Source organism: Streptomyces sp. RB17 (assembly GCF_009604455.1).
Classification (GTDB): Bacteria; Actinomycetota; Actinomycetes; order Streptomycetales; family Streptomycetaceae; genus Streptomyces.
On the sequence record NZ_WEGL01000001.1, the window covers coordinates 610,790 to 629,352 of the forward strand.

Consider the following 18,563-nt stretch of genomic DNA (forward strand, 5'->3'; position numbering starts at 1 on the left):
GGTCACTTCCCTTTCTCGTAGTCGCGCCAGATGGATCGCAGGACGAGCACGCAGACCGTTGCGGACACGGCGCCGACCGTGACGGCGATCGCCAGGAGCGCCGCGGCCATGGCCAGGAACGACAGGGCCACCGCTCCGCCGATGCCCGCGGCCACGTACAGGCCGATAGGCCGGGACACCGGCATGGGCGCCGGCTGCTGCGGCTGCTGCTGGTTGAGCAGCTGCTGCGCGGCGAGGATCGCCAGGATCTGCTGGGTCATCTGGCTGTTGTCGGCGGCCTCGACGGCGTCGCGGGCGGCCTTCTCCAGGTTGCTCACGGCTGGCCCCCGCCCGGGCCGGCGAGGGCCTTCTCCCGGTCGTACAGGGCGTCGATCGTCTCCCATGACCCGGTCAGGTGGCGGGCGTTCATCTGGGCGCGCATGGCCTCCCGGAACTTCCGCTTCGACGGCGGCGGGTTCGTCGCGTACAGCTGCGCGGCGAGCAGCGCCACCGCCTGGTCGTTGGCGGCCTTCGCCGACTGTGCCGACGGCGTGCCGCCGCCCGTGCCGGACGGGTCGGACACCCCCGTGCCAAGTGCGGGAACACCCTCCGGCACACCCCCAGAGAGCAGGGCCTCCAGCTCACTGTCGGAGACCAGCCCGGGCAGCTCCCCGGCAGGCTCCGGCAGGGGGTGCCGGTCCATCACCTCGGCGTACCGCTCATAGGCGTCATGCGTGACGGTGACGGCCTCGGCCTCGGCCTCCCGCGTCGCCTTCAGGATCTCCGCCGCGGCCTTCGTCTCGTCGGCCCGGGCGGCAGCCACGGCACGGGACACGGCGATGCGGTCACGGGTCGCGGCACGGGTCCGGTCGATGGCGGCCTGGGCGCGGGCGCTGATGCGGGTGCGGTCCCTGTCGATGGCCATCACCAGCGTCACCTTGGCCAGCACGGGGATCAGGGCGCCGACGGCCGCCGCGAGGACGTCACCGGCGAGCAGCCCGCGGGCGGCCAGCACGGCGACGGTGAGCGGCAGGAACACCCAGCCGATGGCCTTGGGCAGGCGGGCGTTGGAGCCCTGCCGGCGGTGCGCGGTCTCCTGCGCCAGGGCGTACAGCCAGACGGCGTCGTACAGGACGGCGACGCTGTACGCGAACGGGGCCGCCGCCTGGTGGGAGAGGATCCCGCCGATGGCGTCGACCGCCCACGCCACAGCGACGCTGGTGAGGACGGCGGGCAGCACCCAGGGCGCCGCCTTCTTCAGCTTGCTCATTCGCCCAACTCCTTCGGGGCAGCAGCGCGCACCACACGGTGCGCGGCGAGACAAACGCCCTCGAGGTCGCGGCGGTCGACGGCATCGATCAACGCGGACATCAGGGCAGGAACAGGGGGGATCGGCCGGGCCGACCGGCACACCGCACGGAGGGCGGCATGCTCGGTCGGCCGGCGAACAGGCCAGCGGGCGGTCATCGCTGCCCGCCCTCGGCGCGGTAGCCGACGGGCGGCTTCTCCGCCAGCCGGGATCGCAGGTAGTCCGCGGACCAGCCGGCGTCGTCGCCGCGGCGCAGGACGCCCTCCAGGGCGACCCGGGCGTCCATCACGCGGCTCAGCAGGATGGGGTCGTGGACCTCGGCGTCCCCGACCGTGGCCGGGTACGGGATGGCGATGGCCTCCAGGACGGCCTGCAGCAGCTCGCGCTCGTCGCTCACGACAGCTCACCCCGCAGACGGAGCGCCTCGGTGGCGAGGGCCTCGACGCGGGTGGCGGCCAGGCGCAGGCCCTCGGCGATGTGGCGGCCGTCCTCGGCCGGGAAGTCGCCTTCGACGTCCAGCACCAGCGAGATGACCGGCACCTGCTCCGTGTACGGCGCCCAGGAGATGCAGGCGGTCAGCATCGGCAGCCACTCGTCGGCGTCGGTCGCCGTGCCGGCCTTCACCCGCACCGACCGGTGCGTGATGTCGTTCCGGCCGATCCCGCCGCCCATCTGCCAGCCGTGACCGATACACCACGACGGGCACTCGACCTCGACGCGGCCATGGTCCATCGTCTGCAGCAGCCACTTCCTCGGCTCGGCGATCACGCGGACCACCGCCTGCGGCGGGCCTTCGCGGCCAGACGGCGGGCGTCCCTCGGGGACAGCAGATCCGGCTCCACGCGCTCACGCGTCCGGACGACGTTTCCGTTGCGGCGCGGCATCAGACGGCACCGCCCTGGCGGACGCGGCGCAGGGCCTCGTCCATGTCCGGGTCGGAGTCGCCGGCCGTCGCCTCCGCGGCCTCGGCGAGCGCCCGCAGCTGCGCGATGGCGGCCTCGGTGCGGTCGCAGAAGTCCCGGATGTGCTGCGGGTCCATGTAGCGGCCGTCGACGCTGTCGCCGTCCTCGCCGTACACGAACGTGCGCCGCTTCGCCGGGTCGCTGCTGTACGGGTCCAAGCCGAGCCGGAAGTACGCGAGCAGCTCCTTGCCGCCGCGGTGCGGCAGCTCCAGGTCGACGAAGTCCCCGGAGTGCCACACGTCCTCGACGGCCACCTGGCGGTCGTTGGCGTGATCGATGTGGCACCACGTCGGGCACTGGATCCACACCGTGGCCACGTTGCCCGGGCGCCCTATCAGGGTCGGCACCAGACGGAAGCCGGCGGGGACGGCCGGGGCGATGGGCTGCGACTGGCCGGCGGCCTTCGGCTGCGCCGGGATCGCGGGGAGGCAAGCCTCGATGTGCTGGCTGATGGCAGACTGTGCCATAGCGGTCTCCTGTGTTGGCAGGTAGATCCGTTAGGCCCCATCACGGTGCTGGTAACACCTGGTGGGGCCGCCGCACGTTCTGAAGTGCGGACTTTGCGCTTTGCTAGATACCCATAGAACACTCGGCGACCGCCGCTTCAGCGATCTGCGGAACCTGGTACGGCCATGAGCCGCACGATCGTCGACGGATTGCCGGGGCGCGGGAGGACGGGCGTGCTCGGGCGTGCCCGGCGAGGAGGAGAGCGGTCGGGAGACCCGGGGTCCGGTGGCACCGCCCGCGACACCGGCGAGGACGGGACCGCCGCTCGTGGCGAACGGGCCGGACCCATGGACCTGCGCCTGGTGCCGCCCGCGCTCGCGGCCTGGGTCACGGCGGCCCTGACGTTGGACACCTCGGCGGGCTGGACGGCCGGGATCGCGATCGCCTGCCTGGTGGCCGGGGTCGCCCTGTTGGCGGCGCGGAAGTCCCCACGGCCCGCACAGCCCGTACCGGCCGGGCGGGTCACGCGGAGAGCGCAGGCCGTGAGGCCGCTCGGACGGTTCGCCTGGGCGCGTGCGTCCAGCGCCGCCGTGCTGCTGTGCGTCGCAGCGGCGGCCGCCTCGGCCGGACTGCACGGGGCGGACCTGCGCCGCGGGCCGTTACCCGAACTGGCCCGGCGGTACGCGACGGTGACCGCCGAGGTCGAGGTCAGCGGCGACCCCTGGCTGAGCCGGCCACGGGTGCGCGGCGATCACGCCGCCCCGCAGGCGGTACTGGTCCGGGCGGAGGTGCGGCGCGTCGAACAGAGCGACGGGACGAGCGTGCGGACGCGGACTCCGGTGCTGCTGGTCGTCGACGCGGACGTTCCGGCATCGGAAGGGGCTGCCGCTCGGGACGGCGGCTCTCCGACAGGCGGGAGCGCGGCACGGTCCGCCGGCCCGGGCGCACCAGGCGTGTGGGGTGCGCAGGGCGCCTGGGATGCGCGGGGCGCGCAGCGCAAGCAGGGTGCACAGGCTGCTCATGACGCCTGGCTCGGGCTGTTGCCGTCCACGCGGCTGCGGGTCGGCGGGCGGTTGGCGCCCGCGCTGGCGGGCGGCGAGCGGACCGCGGCCGTGCTGCGGGTGCGTGGCCGGCCGGGGCCGCGGATCGTGGCGGGGCCCAGCGGGGTGCAACGACTCGCGGGACGGCTCAGGGCCGGGCTACGGGAGGCGACCGACGGTCTGCCGGGGGATGCGCGGGCGCTCCTTCCCGGGCTGGTCGTCGGGGACACCTCACGGATCACGCCCGAGCTGGACGAGGTGTTCAAGCAGACGGACCTGGCGCACACGCTCGCCGTGTCCGGCAGCAACCTCACCGTCCTGCTCGCCCTGCTCATCGGGCCGCCCGGACTGGCCCGGTTGGTCGAACGCCGTGGTCTCGCCGCGCGCCTCGGGCTCTCGCTGCGGGCGACCGCGCTGCTCGCCGGAGCGCTCACGTCGGGATTCGTGGTCGTCTGCCGACCCGACCCCAGCGTGCTGCGGGCCGCCGCGTGTGGCGCGGTCGCGCTGCTCGCCCTTGCCACCGGGCGCCGCAGATCCCTGATCCCAGCACTGGCCACGGCCGCTCTGCTGCTGGTGCTCTACGACCCGTGGCTGGCCCGCAGTTACGGCTTCCTGCTCTCCGTGCTGGCCACCGGCGCGCTGCTCGTCCTGGCACCGGGCTGGAGCGAGGCGCTGCGGCGGCGCCGGGTGCCGCCGAGGCTCGCGGAGGCGCTGGCGACGGCCGCCGCGGCACAGGCGGTGTGCGCCCCGGTCACGACGGTGCTGTCGGCGCGGGTGAGCCTGGTGGCGGTGCCGTGCAACCTGCTGGCCGAGGTGGCGGTGGCACCGGCCACGGTGCTGGGATTCGTGGCGCTCATGACGGCGCCGGTGGCGATGGCACCGGCCAAGGCGCTGGCCTGGTGCGCGAGTTGGCCCGCAGGGTGGATCGCCGCTGTGGCCCGGACGGGCGCGGCGCTGCCCGGCGCGGGTGTGGACTGGCCGGGGAGCTGGCCGGGGGCGCTGCTGCTCGCGGCGGTCACTGTCGCCGTCGTCCTGGCCGGGCGGCGGCTCACGCGGCATCCGTGGTGGTGCGGGCTGCTCGGGGTGCTGCTCCTGCTGGCGCTGGTGCGGCCGGCGCCGCTGACCCGGGTGATCACGGGCTGGCCGCCGCCGGGCTGGCGGTTCGCGATGTGCGATGTCGGGCAGGGCGACGCGACCGTACTGGCGGCGGGCGAGGGGGCCGGGGTGGTCGTGGACGCCGGCCCCGATCCGGCGCTGGTCGACCACTGTCTGCGCCAGCTGGGCATCACGCGCATCCCGCTGCTCGTCCTGACCCACTTCCACGCCGACCATGTGGCGGGACTGCCCGGGGTGCTGCGGGGCCGCTCTGTGGCCGCGATCGAGACCACGGGTTTCGAGGAGCCCGCCGACCAGGCCGAGTTCGTCAGTAGGGAGGCGACGGCGCGGCACATCCCGGTCACGCGGGCCGTGGCGGGAGAGGAACGGCGTGCCGGACAGCTGTCCTGGCGGGTCCTGTGGCCCCCACCGAACACCCGGCCGCCCGGAGACACGCAGACCCCCGCCTGGCCGGACCCGGTGCCCGAGCCGGACGGACCGAACGACGCCAGCGTCGCGATGCTGGTGCGCACGGGCGGGCTGCGGCTGCTGTTGCTGGGCGACCTCGAACCGCCGGCCCAGCAGGCGTTGGTGCAGTCGCCGGCCGCGGCCGAGCTGGCCGGTGTGGACGTCTTGAAAGTGGCGCATCACGGCTCGGCCTATCAGGACCCAGAGCTGATACGGCTCGCGGCTCCCCGAGTGGCGCTGATCTCCGTGGGCGCCGACAACCCCTATGGCCACCCGGCACCGGCGACCGTGGCCGCGCTGAGGGCGGGCGGCGCGCTGGTGCTGCGCACCGACCGGGACGGAGAACTCGCGGTCGGCGGGACGGGAGGGGCGGGCGGCGAGGTGCGGGTGGCAAGAGACCGATGACGGGGTGTTCGCCCAGACTGGGTCCATGAACTCAAGCCAGGTCGAGGCCTATCTCCGCCGGATCGGTGCCGAGCGCCCGCAGAAGCCCACCGGCCGGGCGCTGCGCGGACTGCAGCTGCGCCATCTGCGGACCGTCCCCTTCGAGAACCTGTCGATCCACCTCGGCGAGGAGATCGTCCTGGAGGAGGAGCGGCTGCTGGACAAGGTGATCGGACGCGGGCGGGGTGGCTTCTGCTACGAACTGAACGGCACGTTCGGCGCGTTGCTCGCCGCGCTCGGCTATGAGGTCGAGCTGCTCGCGGCGCGCGTGTACGGCGTCGAGGGGCGGCTCGGGATTCCGTACGACCATCTCGCCCTGCGGGTGCGGACGGCGGAGGGGGAGACCTGGCTCGCGGACGTCGGGTTCGGTGCGCACAGTCACTACCCGCTGAGCTGCACGGAACGCGAGGAGCAGACGGACCCGGTCGGCGTGTTCCGGGTGGTGGCGGCAGGGCCGGACGCGGCAGGGCCCGACGCGGCGGGGGTGAGCGGCGGCCCGGCCGGTTCCGGGGACCTGGACGTCGTACGGGACGGCAGGCCGCAGTACCGGCTGGAGACGCGGCCCCGGGTGCTCGGGGACTTCGCGGCCGGTGCGTGGTGGCACAGCACCTCGCCGCTGTCGCACTTCACCCGGTCACTGGTCTGCTCACGGGTCAGTGACGACGGAGGGAGGGTCACGCTCAGCGGGCGGGAACTGAAGACGACGGCGGGCGACGGTACGCGCGGGACACGGGAGTTGGAGACGGACGAGGAGGTGCTGACGGCGTACCGGGAGCGGTTCGGGATCGAGCTGGACTGCGTGCCGGCTGTGCGAAACCGGAACCTGGACTTCTGATTCGGGCGAGTTGCTGCGAATGTGTCGGATTTCTAGGGCCTGTCGTGCCGTCCCCATAATCGGACCCGTCCGCTCCGGTGGGCGGTCTGACCTGGCGGTTCGGTTCTGGTGCGGTGCCGGAGAATGGGCCCGTGAGCGATGTGAGACACGTGCTGGTGCTGCCTGACCGGGATGCCGCCGAGGAGGTGGCCGAGGCGCTCGGGGAGCGGTTCGGGATGGACGAGGAGCCCCGGATCATCCGGGACGCGCTGGCCGGCGAGGACGACGCCGAGGACGCCCAGTGGCTGGTGGTCCTGCGGGACGAGGACGAGCGGCTGGACCCGGCGGAGCTGGACGAGTTCGCTGGACGGTGGGACGGCTGGCGCGAGGAGCCGTAACCCCGAGACCGACTCCGGGTCCGCTCCGGGACCGGTCAGGGTGCCGGGGTCGGTTGGTTGTCAGTGCCGCGTGGGATGCTGTCAGTGATGGCCAGGAAGACTGTGAATGACGACCCTCTCGCCCCGGTGACACTCGCCGTGGGCCAGGAGGACCTTCTGCTCGACCGTGCCGTGCAGGAGGTGGTGGCCGCCACCAAGGCCGCCGACGCCGACACGGACGTACGCGACCTCACCCCGGACCAGTTGCAGCCCGGCACGCTCGCCGAGCTCACCAGTCCTTCGCTCTTCGCCGAGCGGAAAGTCGTGGTCGTACGCAATGCGCAGGACCTGTCCGCCGACACGGTCAAGGACGTGAAGGCATATCTCGGAGCGCCCGCCGAGGAGATCACGCTCGTGCTGCTGCACGCGGGCGGAGCCAAGGGCAAGGGACTGCTCGATGCCGCGCGCAAGGCGGGAGCGCGGGAGGTGGCCTGCCCGAAGATGACCAAGCCGGCGGACCGGCTGGCCTTTGTGCGGGGCGAGTTCCGCTCCTTCGGGCGGTCGGCCACGCCCGAGGCGTGCCAGGCGCTCTGCGACGCCATCGGCAGCGATCTGCGGGAGCTGGCCTCGGCGGTGTCCCAGCTGGTCGCCGACGTGGAGGGGACGATCGACGAGGCGGTCGTCGGACGCTACTACACCGGCCGGGCCGAGGCCTCCAGCTTCACGGTCGCCGACCGGGCCGTGGAGGGGCGTACGGCGGAGGCGCTGGAGGCGCTCAGATGGTCGCTGGCGACGGGCGTGGCGCCGGTGATGATCACTAGTGCGCTGGCCCAGGGCGTGCGGGCGATCGGGAAGCTGTCCTCCGCGCGCGGGGGGCGGCCGGCGGATCTGGCGAGGGAGCTGGGGATGCCGCCGTGGAAGATCGACCGGGTGCGACAGCAGATGAGGGGGTGGACGCCGGACGGGGTCGCGGCGGCGATGCGGGCCGTTGCCGAGGCCGACGCCGGGGTGAAGGGCGGCGGCGATGACCCTGAGTACGCCCTGGAGAAGGCGGTCGTGACGATCGCCCGGGCGGCCCGGTCGAGAGGCCGAGGCTGATCCACCACCGCCGCGAGGCGGCCCACCGCCGCCTGGGGGAGGACCCGGTGCCGACTTGGGGGAGGACCCGGTGTCGACTCGGGGGAGGACCCGGTGTCGACTCGGGAGGGATCCGGTGCCGACATGGGGAGGACCCGGTGCTGACCTGGGTGGCTAGGGGGTCGCCCGGGGGAGGACCCGGTGGCCCGGGTGGATCAGGGGAGGGGCGTGGCCCCGACTGGGGATCGGGTGGGGCCCGAGCGGATCCGGGGGAGGACCCCGATTCATCTCGGGGTGGATCCCGGAGGGACCGGCGCTGACGCGCGCAGCCCCTCGCTGACGCGCCCGTTGCCCGGCACTGACGCGCGCCACCCCGCACCGACGCGTGCCACCCCGCACCGCCGCGCGCTATCCCGTACCCACGTGCCCGTTGCCCGGCACCGACGCGACTTACCCCGTACCGACACGCACCCACCCAGACATGCCCACCCGCCGCCCGGCACTGACGCGCACCACCCTGCACCGACCCGCACGCTACCTCCCACAGACGTGCGCAACCCCCCGCACCCACGCACGCCCACCCCGCACCAACGCACGCGACGCGACCTGACACGACGGGCGCGCCCCCGCACCCACGCAAGCCCACCCCGCACCAACGCACGCGACGCGACCTGACACGACGGGCGCGACCCCGCACCGACCCACGCGACCTGACACCGACACGCGCAACCCCCGCACCGACACGCGCAACCCCCGCACCGACGCGCACGCTATCCCCCACAGACGCGAGCCACCCCGCACCCACGCGTGCACCCGCACCCACGCGTGCACCCCGCACCCACGCGCGCACCCCGCACCCACGCACGCCCACCCCGCACCCACGCACGCCCACCCCGCACCAACGCACGCGACCTGACACCGACGCGAGCCACCCCGCACCTACATGCGCCACCCCGCACCAACGCACGCACCCCGGCACCGATGCCCACCACCCCCCACCAACGCAAGACGGGCGCATGCCGAAGGCCCCGGTGGCCGCCCTGGGGAAGGGAGGCTGCCGGGGCCTTCGGATCAAGCTGGTGGACTCGCACCCGCGTGGCGAACGCAGGCCGCGTGCGAATCCGGGGGTGCCGGCCGGGAGCGGATGAGAGAGGGCCCGCTCTGGGTCCTTCCGGCGGTCAGATCAAAAAGGAGGTTCAGCCCTTGAGGGACGTGACCTTGGAAGCAAGCGCCGACTTCTTGTTGGCGGCCTGGTTCTTGTGGATGACGCCCTTCGAGACGGCCTTGTCGAGCGCACGCGCGGCAGCGCGCTGCAGCTCGGTGGCCTTCTCGACGTCACCCGCGGCAGCGGCCTCGCGAGCCTTGCGGATCGCGGTCTTCAGGGAGGACTTGACGGCCTTGTTGCGCAGCCGAGCCTTCTCGTTGGTCTTGATCCGCTTGATCTGGGACTTGATGTTCGCCACGAAGGAGCCTTTTCAGGTTCTGGTGCGGGGCCAGGAAGGTCCCGCTACCGGTGATCCAAAATTTCTCTGACGCACCTCACGCCGAGAGGGCAAGAGGCACAGCCATCTACAGTACCAGTGGCCCTGCGAGCGGCCCAAAACGGTGCCCGGTCCCCGCGCGTGGGACCATGGAGACTACGTATCGATCCGACCCGAGGCATAAGGCGCCTCAAGAGACAGGACCCTGCGTGCCCGCGACCCCTAACCATGTGCCCGAGCCGAGCCGTACCGACCCGGCTCTGATCCGCAATTTCTGCATCATCGCGCACATCGACCACGGCAAGTCCACGCTCGCCGACCGGATGCTCCAGTTGACCGGCGTGGTCGAGCAGCGGCAGATGCGTGCTCAGTACCTCGACCGGATGGACATCGAGCGCGAGCGCGGCATCACGATCAAGTCCCAGGCGGTGCGTCTGCCCTGGGCCCCCACCGAGGGCCCCGACCAGGGCACGACCCACATCCTCAACATGATCGACACCCCGGGTCACGTCGACTTCACCTACGAGGTCTCGCGGTCGCTCGCCGCCTGTGAGGGGACCATCCTCCTCGTCGACGCCGCCCAGGGCATCGAGGCGCAGACCCTCGCCAACCTCTACCTGGCGATGGAGAACGACCTCACGATCATCCCCGTGCTGAACAAGATCGACCTGCCGGCCGCCCAGCCGGAGAAGTTCGCCGAGGAGCTGGCGAACCTGGTCGGGTGCGACCCGGAGGACGTCCTCAAGGTCTCCGCCAAGACCGGTCTCGGCGTGGACGCGCTGCTGAACAAGGTCGTCAAGGAGATCCCGGCGCCGGTGGGTGTCGCCGACGCGCCCGCCCGCGCGATGATCTTCGACTCGGTCTATGACTCCTACCGCGGTGTCGTGACGTACGTCCGTGTCATCGACGGCCAGCTCAACAAGCGCGAGCGCATCAAGATGATGTCGACCGGCGCCACGCACGAACTGCTGGAGATCGGCGTCAACTCGCCCGAGATGCTGCCGGCCGACGGCCTCGGCGTCGGCGAGGTGGGCTATCTGATCACCGGTGTGAAGGACGTCCGGCAGTCCAAGGTCGGTGACACCGTCACCAGCCAGAGCAAGGGGGCGACCGAGGCGCTCGGCGGGTACAAGGACCCGAAGCCGATGGTCTTCTCCGGTCTGTATCCGCTGGACGGCTCCGACTACCCCGAGCTGCGCGAGGCCCTGGACAAGCTGCAGCTCAACGACGCCGCGCTGGTCTACGAGCCGGAGACCTCCGCCGCCCTCGGCTTCGGTTTCCGCGTCGGCTTCCTCGGCCTGCTGCACCTGGACGTGATCCGGGAGCGGCTGGAGCGCGAGTTCGGCCTCGATCTGATCGCCACCGCGCCCAACGTGGTCTACCGCGTGGTCATGGAGGACCGCAGCGAGCACATCGTCACCAACCCGAGCGAGTTCCCGGAGGGGAAGATCGGCGAGGTGTACGAGCCGGTCGTGCGCGCCACCATCCTGGCGCCGACCGAGTTCATCGGCTCGATCATGGAGCTGTGCCAGACCCGGCGCGGCACCCTGCTCGGCATGGACTACCTCTCCGAGGACCGGGTCGAGATCCGCTACACCCTCCCGCTCGCGGAGATCGTCTTCGACTTCTTCGACCAGCTGAAGTCCAAGACCCGCGGTTATGCGTCCCTCGACTACGAGCCCACCGGCGAGCAGACCTCCAGCCTGGTCAAGGTCGACATCCTGCTGCACGGCGACAAGGTGGACGCCTTCTCGGCGATCACCCACAAGGACGCCGCGTACGCGTACGGGGTGCGGCTCGTCGCCAAGCTGCGCGAGCTCATCCCGCGGCAGGCCTTCGAGGTGCCGATCCAGGCCGCCATCGGCTCCCGGGTCATCGCCCGCGAGACCATCCGCGCCATCCGCAAGGACGTCCTCGCCAAGTGCTACGGCGGCGACATCTCCCGTAAGCGGAAGCTGCTGGAGAAGCAGAAGGAAGGCAAGAAGCGGATGAAGATGGTGGGTTCCGTGGAGGTTCCGCAGGAAGCCTTCATCGCCGTCCTGTCCAGCGATGACAGCGCGGGGTCGGCCAAGGGCAAGAAGTAACCAGCGGTAACAAAGGGTTACGTCCACAAACGGGACACAAGGGGGTCCGTCGCGGCAAAGCGCGACGGGCCCCTACGCGTGCGTAGCGTCGCTCTGCGTGGAAGATGCGTGGAAACAGACAGGCCGATGCCTCTTACGCAGCGGCCGGTCGCGGCTTACTCTGATCCCTGCTCGATAGTTACTCGCGAGTTAAACAACAGCGATACAACAGCTCGTACCCCCACCGTGAGTTAACCCCAGCCGCACCGAGTACAGCCGCACCGTCGCGGGCCCGGAGGATGTCGTGAGCGACACACAGACCCTGATCGAGAACCGTCCGCCGTCCGTGGCGGCCCTCTTCCTGGAGCGCGTGGCGGCCACACCGGACGCCGAGGCCTACCGCTACCCGGTGCCGCCCGCGTCCGGCCAGGGCCCCGACGACTGGAAGTCGCTCAGCTGGGCGCAGGCGGCCGGGCGGGTGTTCGCGATCGCGGCCGGCCTCATCGAACTCGGCGTGCAGTCCGAGCAGCGGGTGGCGCTCGCCTCCTCCACCCGGGTCGAGTGGATCCTCGCCGACCTCGGCATCCTGTGCGCCGGCGGCGCCACGACCACCGTCTACCCGCAGACCAATGCCGACGAGTCGGCCTTCATCCTCTCCGACTCCGAGAGCCGGGTGCTGATCGCCGAGGACGCGGCCCAGGTCGCCAAGGCGGTCGAGAAGCGCGCCGAGCTGCCCGAGCTGACCAGGGTCGTCGTCATCGACCCGGCCGGCGTCGAGACGGACGACTGGGTGATCACCCTCGCCGAGCTGGAGCGTCGCGGCGCCGCCTACCTGGAGCAGCACCCCGAGCTGATCAAGGAGCGGGTCGGCGCGATCACCAAGGACCAGCTCGCCACTCTCATCTACACCTCCGGGACCACCGGCCGCCCCAAGGGTGTGCGCCTGCCGCACGACAACTGGGCGTACATGGCGAAGGCGATCGCCGCCACCGGCCTGGTCACCATGGACGACGTGCAGTACCTGTGGCTGCCGCTCGCGCACGTCTTCGGCAAGGTCCTCACCTCCGGGCAGATCGAGGTCGGCCACGTCACGGCCGTCGACGGCCGCGTCGACAAGATCATCGAGAACCTTCCGGTGGTGCAGCCGACGTACATGGCGGCCGTGCCGCGCATCTTCGAGAAGGTCTACAACGGCGTCGCCGCCAAGGCTCGCGAGGGCGGACCGGCCAAGTACAAGATCTTCCAGTGGGCCGCCGAGGTCGCCCGCGAGTACGCAAAGGTCAGCCAGGACAACTTCCGGCGCACCGGCACCGCCGCGGTGCCCTTCGGCCTCGCCGCCAAGCACAAGGTCGCCGACACCCTCGTCTACGCCAAGCTCCGTGAGGCCTTCGGCGGCCGGCTGCGCGCCTGTGTCTCCGGGGCCTCCGCGCTGGCGCCCGAGATCGGCTACTTCTTCGCCGGCGCCGGCATCCACATCCTGGAGGGCTACGGCCTCACCGAGTCGTCCGCGGCCTCCTTCGTCAACCCCGGCGAGGCCTACCGCACCGGCACGGTCGGCAAGCCGCTGCCCGGCACGGAGGTGCGCATCGCCGACGACGGCGAGATCCTGCTGCGCGGCCCCGGCATCATGGAGGGCTACCACGGGCTGCCCGAGAAGACCGCCGAGGTGCTGGAGTCCGACGGCTGGTTCCACACCGGCGACATCGGCGAGCTCTCGCCCGACGGCTATCTGCGCATCACCGACCGCAAGAAGGACCTCATCAAGACCTCCGGTGGCAAGTACGTCGCCCCGGCCGAGGTCGAGGGCCAGTTCAAGGCGGTGTGCCCGTACGTCTCCAACATCCTGGTGCACGGCGCCGACCGGAACTACTGCACCGCCCTCATCGCCCTGGACGAGCTCGCGATCGCGGACTGGGCGAAGGAGAACGGCCTGGCGGGCAAGCCGTACGCCGAGATCGTCGCCGCCTCGCAGACCGTGGAGATGGTCGACGGGTATGTGCAGCAGCTCAACGCGGGGCTGCAGAAGTGGCAGACGATCAAGAAGTTCCGGCTGCTGCCGCGGGACCTCGATGTGGAGCACGGCGAGATCACGCCGAGCCTGAAGCTGAAGCGGCCCGTCGTGGAGCGGGAGTACAAGGACCTCATCGAGGACATGTACGCCGGGACGCGGGAGAAGTGACGCGGGAGAAGTGACGCGGGAGAAGTGACGCGGGGGAAGTAAGGGCCGGTTCGGCAGGTGTGCGGCTCCGTCGTGGTTGCTCGTTGCCACGCGGCGGAGCCGCGGATCGGGTACAGCCCCGCGCCCCTGAGTAGGTTGCGCTCGCCGACGTTCGAAAGTGGCCCTCTTCTGTCCACTTCGGTAACTCAGCGCTTATAGGTGCCCTCGGTCTGTCACCCTGGCCGCATGGACATGGCGGCCATACCGACACAACGGGAGAGCGAGCCCCGGGCCCGGGAGGTGCGGGGGCGGGCCACGCTGCCCGGAAGCCCCCTCGCGCCCGGGGCGGCCCGTGCGCTGGTGCGGGCCGCGCTGACCGAGGCGTCCGGGGTGTCGGAGATCCCGGCGCGGCTCGTCGACGACGCCATGGCCGTCGTCAGCGAGCTGGTCACCAACGCCGTCGTGCACGCCGGCACGGACGTGGAGGTCGACTGGCTGCTGGAGGAGACCGGCGCGTTCGTCCTGGAGGTGGGCGACCGGCATCCCTCCCGCGCCCCGCGCGACCCGCTCGGCGCCGAGGGGCCGTACGACACCCCCGAGTACGGGCGCGGCCTGCGGCTGGTCACCACGCTCGCCGAGTCCTGGGGTGTCACCTACCGCGCCGGCGCCAAGACCGTCTGGGCGCGGCTGCCCCCGGGCGGTGTCGAGGACCCGGACGCCCCCGCCCCGGACGCCGCCCTGGAGGTCGCCGAGGACCTGGCCCCGCAGCCGCACCGCGCCGGCGGCGACCGGGACTGGCTCGGCCGGGGCGCGCTGTCGTTCCTCGCCGAGGCTTCCGACCTGCTCGCCGGACAGCTGGACGAGAACCTGGTCACCGCCCTCACCGGCCAGCTCATCGTGCCGCGGCTCGCCGACTGGTGCGCGGTGTGGCTGGAGGACGAGGCGACCGTGCGCGGTGGCGCCGGCAGCGGCCCCGACCGGGTCTGGCACGCCAGCGAGAACCGCATCGAGGAACTGCGGTGCGCCCTGGAGAAGGAGCCGCCCTGCCCGGGCGAGGGGCTGCGTTCCGGCCCCGAGCCGTACCCGTGGCCCGGCCATGCGCTCGGCCCGCAGGGCGCCGACGGCACGGCGCTGGCGTACCGGCTGATCGCGGGCGGCCGGCCGCTCGGCACGCTGGTCATCGGCCGGTGCGGGCTCGAGCGCTTCCCCGACGAGGTCACCGGGCTCGTGGAGGACCTCAGCCGCCGGGTGGCCCTCGCCATCGGCGCGGCCCGCCAGTACGCCCGCCAGGCCACCATCAGCGCCGTCCTGCAGCGCGGCCTGCTGCCCGGCGCGGTCGCCGAGATCCCCGGCGTGAGCAGCGCGCTCGTCTACGAGCCCTGCGACAAGGGCGGCCCCAGCGGCGACTTCTACGACCTGTTCCCGGCCGGCGACGGCCGCTGGTGCTTCGCCGTCGGCGACGTCCAGGGCAAGGGGCCCGAGGCGGCGGTCGTGATCGGCCTCGCCCGCCCCTGGCTGCGCCTGCTCGCCCGCGAGGGCTACCGGGTCGCCGACGTCCTGGACCGCCTCAACCAGCTCCTCCTGGACGACGCCACCGAGGCCGCCGACGCCGCCGCCCGCGCCCTCGTCGCCGCCGGAGGCCGGCCGGTGGCCACCGGGGACGGCCCGCAGACCCGTTTCCTGTCCCTGCTCTACGGCGAGCTGACCCCGTACGACGGCGGGGTCCGCTGCACCCTCGCCTCCGCCGGCCACCCGCTCCCGCTGGTCCTGAGCCCCGACGGCACCGTGCGCACCGCCGCCGGCCCGCAGACCCTGCTCGGCGTGGTCGAGGACGAGACCTACACCAGCGAGACCATCGACCTGCGGCCCGGCGACAGCCTGCTGTGCGTCACCGACGGCGTGACCGAGCGGCGCTCGGGCTCCCGCCAGTTCGACGACGGCGACGGCCTCGCCAGCGCCCTGTCCGGCTGCGCCGGGCTCAGCGCCGAACTGATCGCGGAAAGGATCCGCCGCCTCGTCCACGACTTCGGCGGGGGCCTGCCCGAGGACGACCTCGCCCTGCTGGTGCTCCAGGCGGAGTAACGGCCCCCGTGCTGGACAATGGAAGGCATGCCTTCCGCACTCCCCGACGGCGAGCCCGTCCCCGCCGACGGCGCACTGCCCGCGCACGCGCTCGCCGGGGCCGCCGCCCGACCGCTCGGCTTCTACCTGCACGTGCCGTACTGCGCGACCCGCTGCGGCTACTGCGACTTCAACACCTACACCGCGACCGAGCTGCGCGGCACCGGCGGCGTGCTGGCCTCCCGCGACAACTACGCGGACACGCTGACGGACGAGATCCGGCTCGCCCGGAAAGTGCTCGGCGACGACCCGCGCCAGGTCCGCACGGTGTTCGTCGGCGGCGGTACGCCCACGCTGCTGGCGGCGGACGATCTCGTACGGATGCTGGGGGCCATCCGCGACGAGTTCGGCCTGGCTCCGGACGCCGAGATCACGACGGAGGCGAACCCGGAGTCGGTCGACCCCGCGTACCTCGCCACCCTCCGGGAGGGCGGCTTCAACCGGATCTCCTTCGGCATGCAGAGCGCGAAGCAGCATGTGCTGCGCGTGCTCGACCGCACCCACACCCCGGGCCGCCCCGAGGCGTGCGTCGCGGAGGCGCGGGCGGCGGGCTTCGAGCACGTGAACCTGGACCTGATCTACGGCACCCCGGGCGAGAGCGACGACGACTGGCGGGCCTCGCTGGAGGCGGCGATCGGGGCGGGCCCGGATCACGTCAGCGCCTACGCGCTCATCGTCGAGGAGGGCACGCAGCTGGCCCGCCGGATCCGCCGGGGCGAGGTCCCGATGACCGACGACGACGTGCACGCCGACCGCTACCTGATCGCCGAGGAGGTGCTGTCCGGGGCGGGCTTCGACTGGTACGAGGTCTCCAACTGGGCCACCTCTCGGGCGGGCCGCTGCCTGCACAACGAGCTGTACTGGCGCGGCGCCGACTGGTGGGGCGCGGGTCCCGGGGCGCACTCGCACGTGGGCGGGGTGCGCTGGTGGAACGTCAAGCATCCGGGGGCGTACGCGGCGGCGCTGGCCTCCGGCCGCTCACCGGGGGCGGGCCGGGAGCTGCTGTCCGACGAGGACCGGCGGGTGGAGCGGATCCTGCTTGAGCTGCGGCTGCGGGAAGGGGTACCGCTGTCGCTGCTGAAGGAGGAGGGGTGTGCGGCTTCGCGCCGGGCGCTGGCGGAGGGGCTCCTCCAGGAAGGGCCGTACGAGGAGGGGCGGGCCGTGCTGACGCTGCGGGGGCGGTTGCTGGCGGACGCGGTGGTGCGGGACCTGGTGGACTGATCACTCCGGCGGGTGAATCGCCGCGGAACGCCGGTTCGGTCCCTAACCTGGTTCGTAGGCTGCCGCCGACAGGACGCGGCGGATGTGGAGGCCACGGAGATGACCGCTGTGGACGAGCGTGGGATTGCCAAGTTCTTCGAGGAGTTCGAGCCTCCCGAGGGCATCAAGGCCGAGCTTCTCCGGGGGGAAATCGTGATGATGGCCACTCCCGATCTGGTGCACAACCGGATCGTGGCGGACGTGGTGGACCAGATCCCGCGTAAGCGCTGGGAACGACTCCAGGTGACGGACGTGGACATCATCGATGAGACCAGCGAGCCCATTCCGGACTTGGTGGTGTTGGAACGTGGTGTTGCCCCGGACTCAGGCCGTCTGCTGCCGTCCCAGTTGGTCACGATGGTGGTCGAAGTGGTCTCCAAGACCAGCGTCCAGCGGGACTACGAAGTCAAGCGGTCGATCTACGCCGCCGGCGAGGTGCCTGCCTACCTCATCGTGGACCCGATCATGGCGCAGTGTGTCCTGCTGACGCGGCCAGTCGGGAAAGGGGAGAACGCCGACTATCAGAGGCAACAGATCACCAAGTTCGGGGCGCCCCTGCCACTGGAGGATCTGGGACTGGAACTGGACACCACCGAATTCGGTACCTACAAGAACGTCAGGCCCCACCGCTACCCGTGACGAAGTCGATCAGCTCCTCCACCCGCCCCAGCAACTCCGGCTCCAGGTCCCGGTAGGACCCCACCCGCTTCAGGATCGCCTGCCACACCGCCCCGGTGTTCTCCGACGGCCAGCCCAGCGCCCGGCACACCCCCGTCTTCCAGTCCTGACCGCGTGGGACCGTGGGCCAGGCCTCGATTCCCAGCGCGGCCGGCTTCACCGCCTGCCAGATGTCGATGTACGGGTGGCCGACCACCAGCGCGTGCTCGCAGGTCACCGACTCCGCGATCCGCCACTCCTTCGTGCCCGGCAGCAGGTGGTCCACCAGGACCCCGAGCCGCGCGTCCGGACCCGGTGCGAAGGAGGACACGATCGACGGCAGGTCGTCCACGCCCTCCAGGTACTCCACCACCACGCCCTCGATGCGCAGGTCGTCGCCCCACACCTTCTCGACCAGCTCGGCGTCGTGCCGGCCCTCGACGTAGATGCGGCCGGCGCGGGCCACACGGGCGCGGGCGGCGGGGACGGCGACCGAACCGGAGGCGGTACGGGTGGGCCGTACGGGAGCCGAGGACGAAGACGGCCGTACGAGCGTCACCACCCGGCCCTCCAGCAGAAAGCCCCGCGGCTCCAGCGGGAACACCCGGTGCTTGCCGAAGCGGTCCTCCAGTGTCACCGTGCCCGCCTCGCAGCGGATCACCGCCCCGCAGAACCCGGTGCCGGGCTCCTCCACCACCAGGCCCGGCTCCGCCGGTATCTCCGGCGCCGGCTTCGGCTTCTTCCACGGTGGGGTCAGATCGGCGGAGTACTGGCGCATTCGGATGACGATAGGAGAACCGGCGGACCCCCG

16 protein-coding genes are annotated in these 18,563 nt (G+C 72.1%); 9 read left to right on the top strand and 7 right to left on the bottom strand.

Translation table 11 applies throughout. The features are described from left to right. Positions 1–2: 2 nt before the first annotated feature. From SRB17_RS02785 to SRB17_RS02805, 5 genes are all read right to left on the bottom strand, one after another. Positions 3–317, bottom strand: a complete 315-nt coding sequence (locus SRB17_RS02785) for a hypothetical protein (RefSeq protein WP_323374877.1) — start codon at positions 315–317, stop codon at positions 3–5. Then, positions 314–1,249, bottom strand: coding sequence for a hypothetical protein (locus SRB17_RS02790; RefSeq protein ID WP_153534272.1), 936 nt, complete (start codon positions 1,247–1,249; stop codon positions 314–316). Before SRB17_RS02790 ends, SRB17_RS02785 begins: the two co-directional genes overlap by 4 nt. Positions 1,250–1,442: 193 nt before the next feature. Next, positions 1,443–1,685: a hypothetical protein gene (locus SRB17_RS02795; protein WP_153534274.1), complete on the bottom strand. Its 243-nt coding sequence runs from the start codon at positions 1,683–1,685 to the stop codon at positions 1,443–1,445. Beyond that, positions 1,682–2,056, bottom strand: coding sequence for a DUF6907 domain-containing protein (locus SRB17_RS02800; RefSeq protein WP_153534275.1), 375 nt, complete (start codon positions 2,054–2,056; stop codon positions 1,682–1,684). The genes SRB17_RS02795 and SRB17_RS02800 overlap by 4 nt, the downstream gene beginning before the upstream one ends. A gap of 115 nt (positions 2,057–2,171) precedes the next feature. Next, the gene (locus SRB17_RS02805; RefSeq protein ID WP_153534277.1) at positions 2,172–2,717 is read right to left on the bottom strand and encodes a DUF6907 domain-containing protein; all 546 of its coding nucleotides are present in this window, start codon (positions 2,715–2,717) and stop codon (positions 2,172–2,174) included. Between the two features lie 327 nt (positions 2,718–3,044). Here SRB17_RS02805 and SRB17_RS02810 point away from each other — a divergent pair, with 327 nt between their 5' ends. From SRB17_RS02810 to holA, 4 genes are all read left to right on the top strand, one after another. After that, positions 3,045–5,705: a ComEC/Rec2 family competence protein gene (locus tag SRB17_RS02810; RefSeq protein WP_228395873.1), complete on the top strand. Its 2,661-nt coding sequence runs from the start codon at positions 3,045–3,047 to the stop codon at positions 5,703–5,705. 25 nt (positions 5,706–5,730) lie between these two features. Beyond that, positions 5,731–6,579: an arylamine N-acetyltransferase family protein gene (locus tag SRB17_RS02815; RefSeq protein ID WP_153534281.1), complete on the top strand. Its 849-nt coding sequence runs from the start codon at positions 5,731–5,733 to the stop codon at positions 6,577–6,579. A gap of 131 nt (positions 6,580–6,710) precedes the next feature. Next, the gene (locus SRB17_RS02820; protein WP_323374878.1) at positions 6,711–6,956 is read left to right on the top strand and encodes a hypothetical protein; all 246 of its coding nucleotides are present in this window, start codon (positions 6,711–6,713) and stop codon (positions 6,954–6,956) included. Positions 6,957–7,043: 87 nt separating this feature from the next. Beyond that, positions 7,044–8,033: a DNA polymerase III subunit delta gene (gene holA, locus SRB17_RS02825; protein ID WP_194293882.1), complete on the top strand. Its 990-nt coding sequence runs from the start codon at positions 7,044–7,046 to the stop codon at positions 8,031–8,033. Between the two features lie 1,175 nt (positions 8,034–9,208). Here holA and rpsT read toward each other — a convergent pair. After that, positions 9,209–9,475 carry a 30S ribosomal protein S20 gene (gene rpsT / locus SRB17_RS02830; RefSeq protein WP_067006864.1) on the bottom strand — a complete coding sequence of 89 codons (267 nt, stop codon included), beginning with the start codon at positions 9,473–9,475 and terminating at the stop codon, positions 9,209–9,211. 227 nt (positions 9,476–9,702) lie between these two features. Here rpsT and lepA point away from each other — a divergent pair, with 227 nt between their 5' ends. The 5 genes from lepA (at position 9,703) to SRB17_RS02855 (ending at position 17,734) form a co-directional block, all read left to right on the top strand. Next, positions 9,703–11,577: a translation elongation factor 4 gene (gene lepA, locus SRB17_RS02835; RefSeq protein ID WP_323374879.1), complete on the top strand. Its 1,875-nt coding sequence runs from the start codon at positions 9,703–9,705 to the stop codon at positions 11,575–11,577. Between the two features lie 283 nt (positions 11,578–11,860). After that, the gene (locus SRB17_RS02840) at positions 11,861–13,735 is read left to right on the top strand and encodes an AMP-dependent synthetase/ligase (RefSeq protein WP_323374880.1); all 1,875 of its coding nucleotides are present in this window, start codon (positions 11,861–11,863) and stop codon (positions 13,733–13,735) included. A gap of 231 nt (positions 13,736–13,966) precedes the next feature. Next, positions 13,967–15,796: a SpoIIE family protein phosphatase gene (locus SRB17_RS02845; protein WP_194293926.1), complete on the top strand. Its 1,830-nt coding sequence runs from the start codon at positions 13,967–13,969 to the stop codon at positions 15,794–15,796. A 27-nt stretch (positions 15,797–15,823) separates the two neighbouring features. Beyond that, positions 15,824–17,056, top strand: a complete 1,233-nt coding sequence (gene hemW / locus SRB17_RS02850; RefSeq protein ID WP_153534287.1) for a radical SAM family heme chaperone HemW — start codon at positions 15,824–15,826, stop codon at positions 17,054–17,056. Positions 17,057–17,155: 99 nt separating this feature from the next. Beyond that, complete coding sequence (locus SRB17_RS02855) at positions 17,156–17,734, top strand: Uma2 family endonuclease (protein WP_153534289.1); 579 nt, start codon at positions 17,156–17,158, stop codon at positions 17,732–17,734. Here SRB17_RS02855 and SRB17_RS02860 read toward each other — a convergent pair. Then, the gene (locus SRB17_RS02860; protein ID WP_153534291.1) at positions 17,712–18,530 is read right to left on the bottom strand and encodes a DUF3097 domain-containing protein; all 819 of its coding nucleotides are present in this window, start codon (positions 18,528–18,530) and stop codon (positions 17,712–17,714) included. The two genes, SRB17_RS02855 and SRB17_RS02860, sit on opposite strands and share 23 nt — an antisense overlap. Between the last annotated feature and the right edge of the window lie 33 nt (positions 18,531–18,563).

Bases quoted from the DNA above. Each gene is read 5' to 3' on its own strand.
- SRB17_RS02815 (WP_153534281.1), top strand. From the start codon at position 5,731: ATGAACTCAAGCCAGGTCGAGGCCTATCTCCGCCGGATCGGTGCCGAG.
- hemW (WP_153534287.1), top strand. From the start codon at position 15,824: ATGCCTTCCGCACTCCCCGACGGCGAGCCCGTCCCCGCCGACGGCGCA.
- SRB17_RS02855 (WP_153534289.1), top strand. From the start codon at position 17,156: ATGACCGCTGTGGACGAGCGTGGGATTGCCAAGTTCTTCGAGGAGTTC.
- holA (WP_194293882.1), top strand. From the start codon at position 7,044: ATGGCCAGGAAGACTGTGAATGACGACCCTCTCGCCCCGGTGACACTC.
- SRB17_RS02810 (WP_228395873.1), top strand. From the start codon at position 3,045: ATGGACCTGCGCCTGGTGCCGCCCGCGCTCGCGGCCTGGGTCACGGCG.
- SRB17_RS02805 (WP_153534277.1), bottom strand. From the start codon at position 2,717: ATGGCACAGTCTGCCATCAGCCAGCACATCGAGGCTTGCCTCCCCGCG.
- SRB17_RS02860 (WP_153534291.1), bottom strand. From the start codon at position 18,530: ATGCGCCAGTACTCCGCCGATCTGACCCCACCGTGGAAGAAGCCGAAG.
- SRB17_RS02790 (WP_153534272.1), bottom strand. From the start codon at position 1,249: ATGAGCAAGCTGAAGAAGGCGGCGCCCTGGGTGCTGCCCGCCGTCCTC.
- SRB17_RS02845 (WP_194293926.1), top strand. From the start codon at position 13,967: ATGGCGGCCATACCGACACAACGGGAGAGCGAGCCCCGGGCCCGGGAG.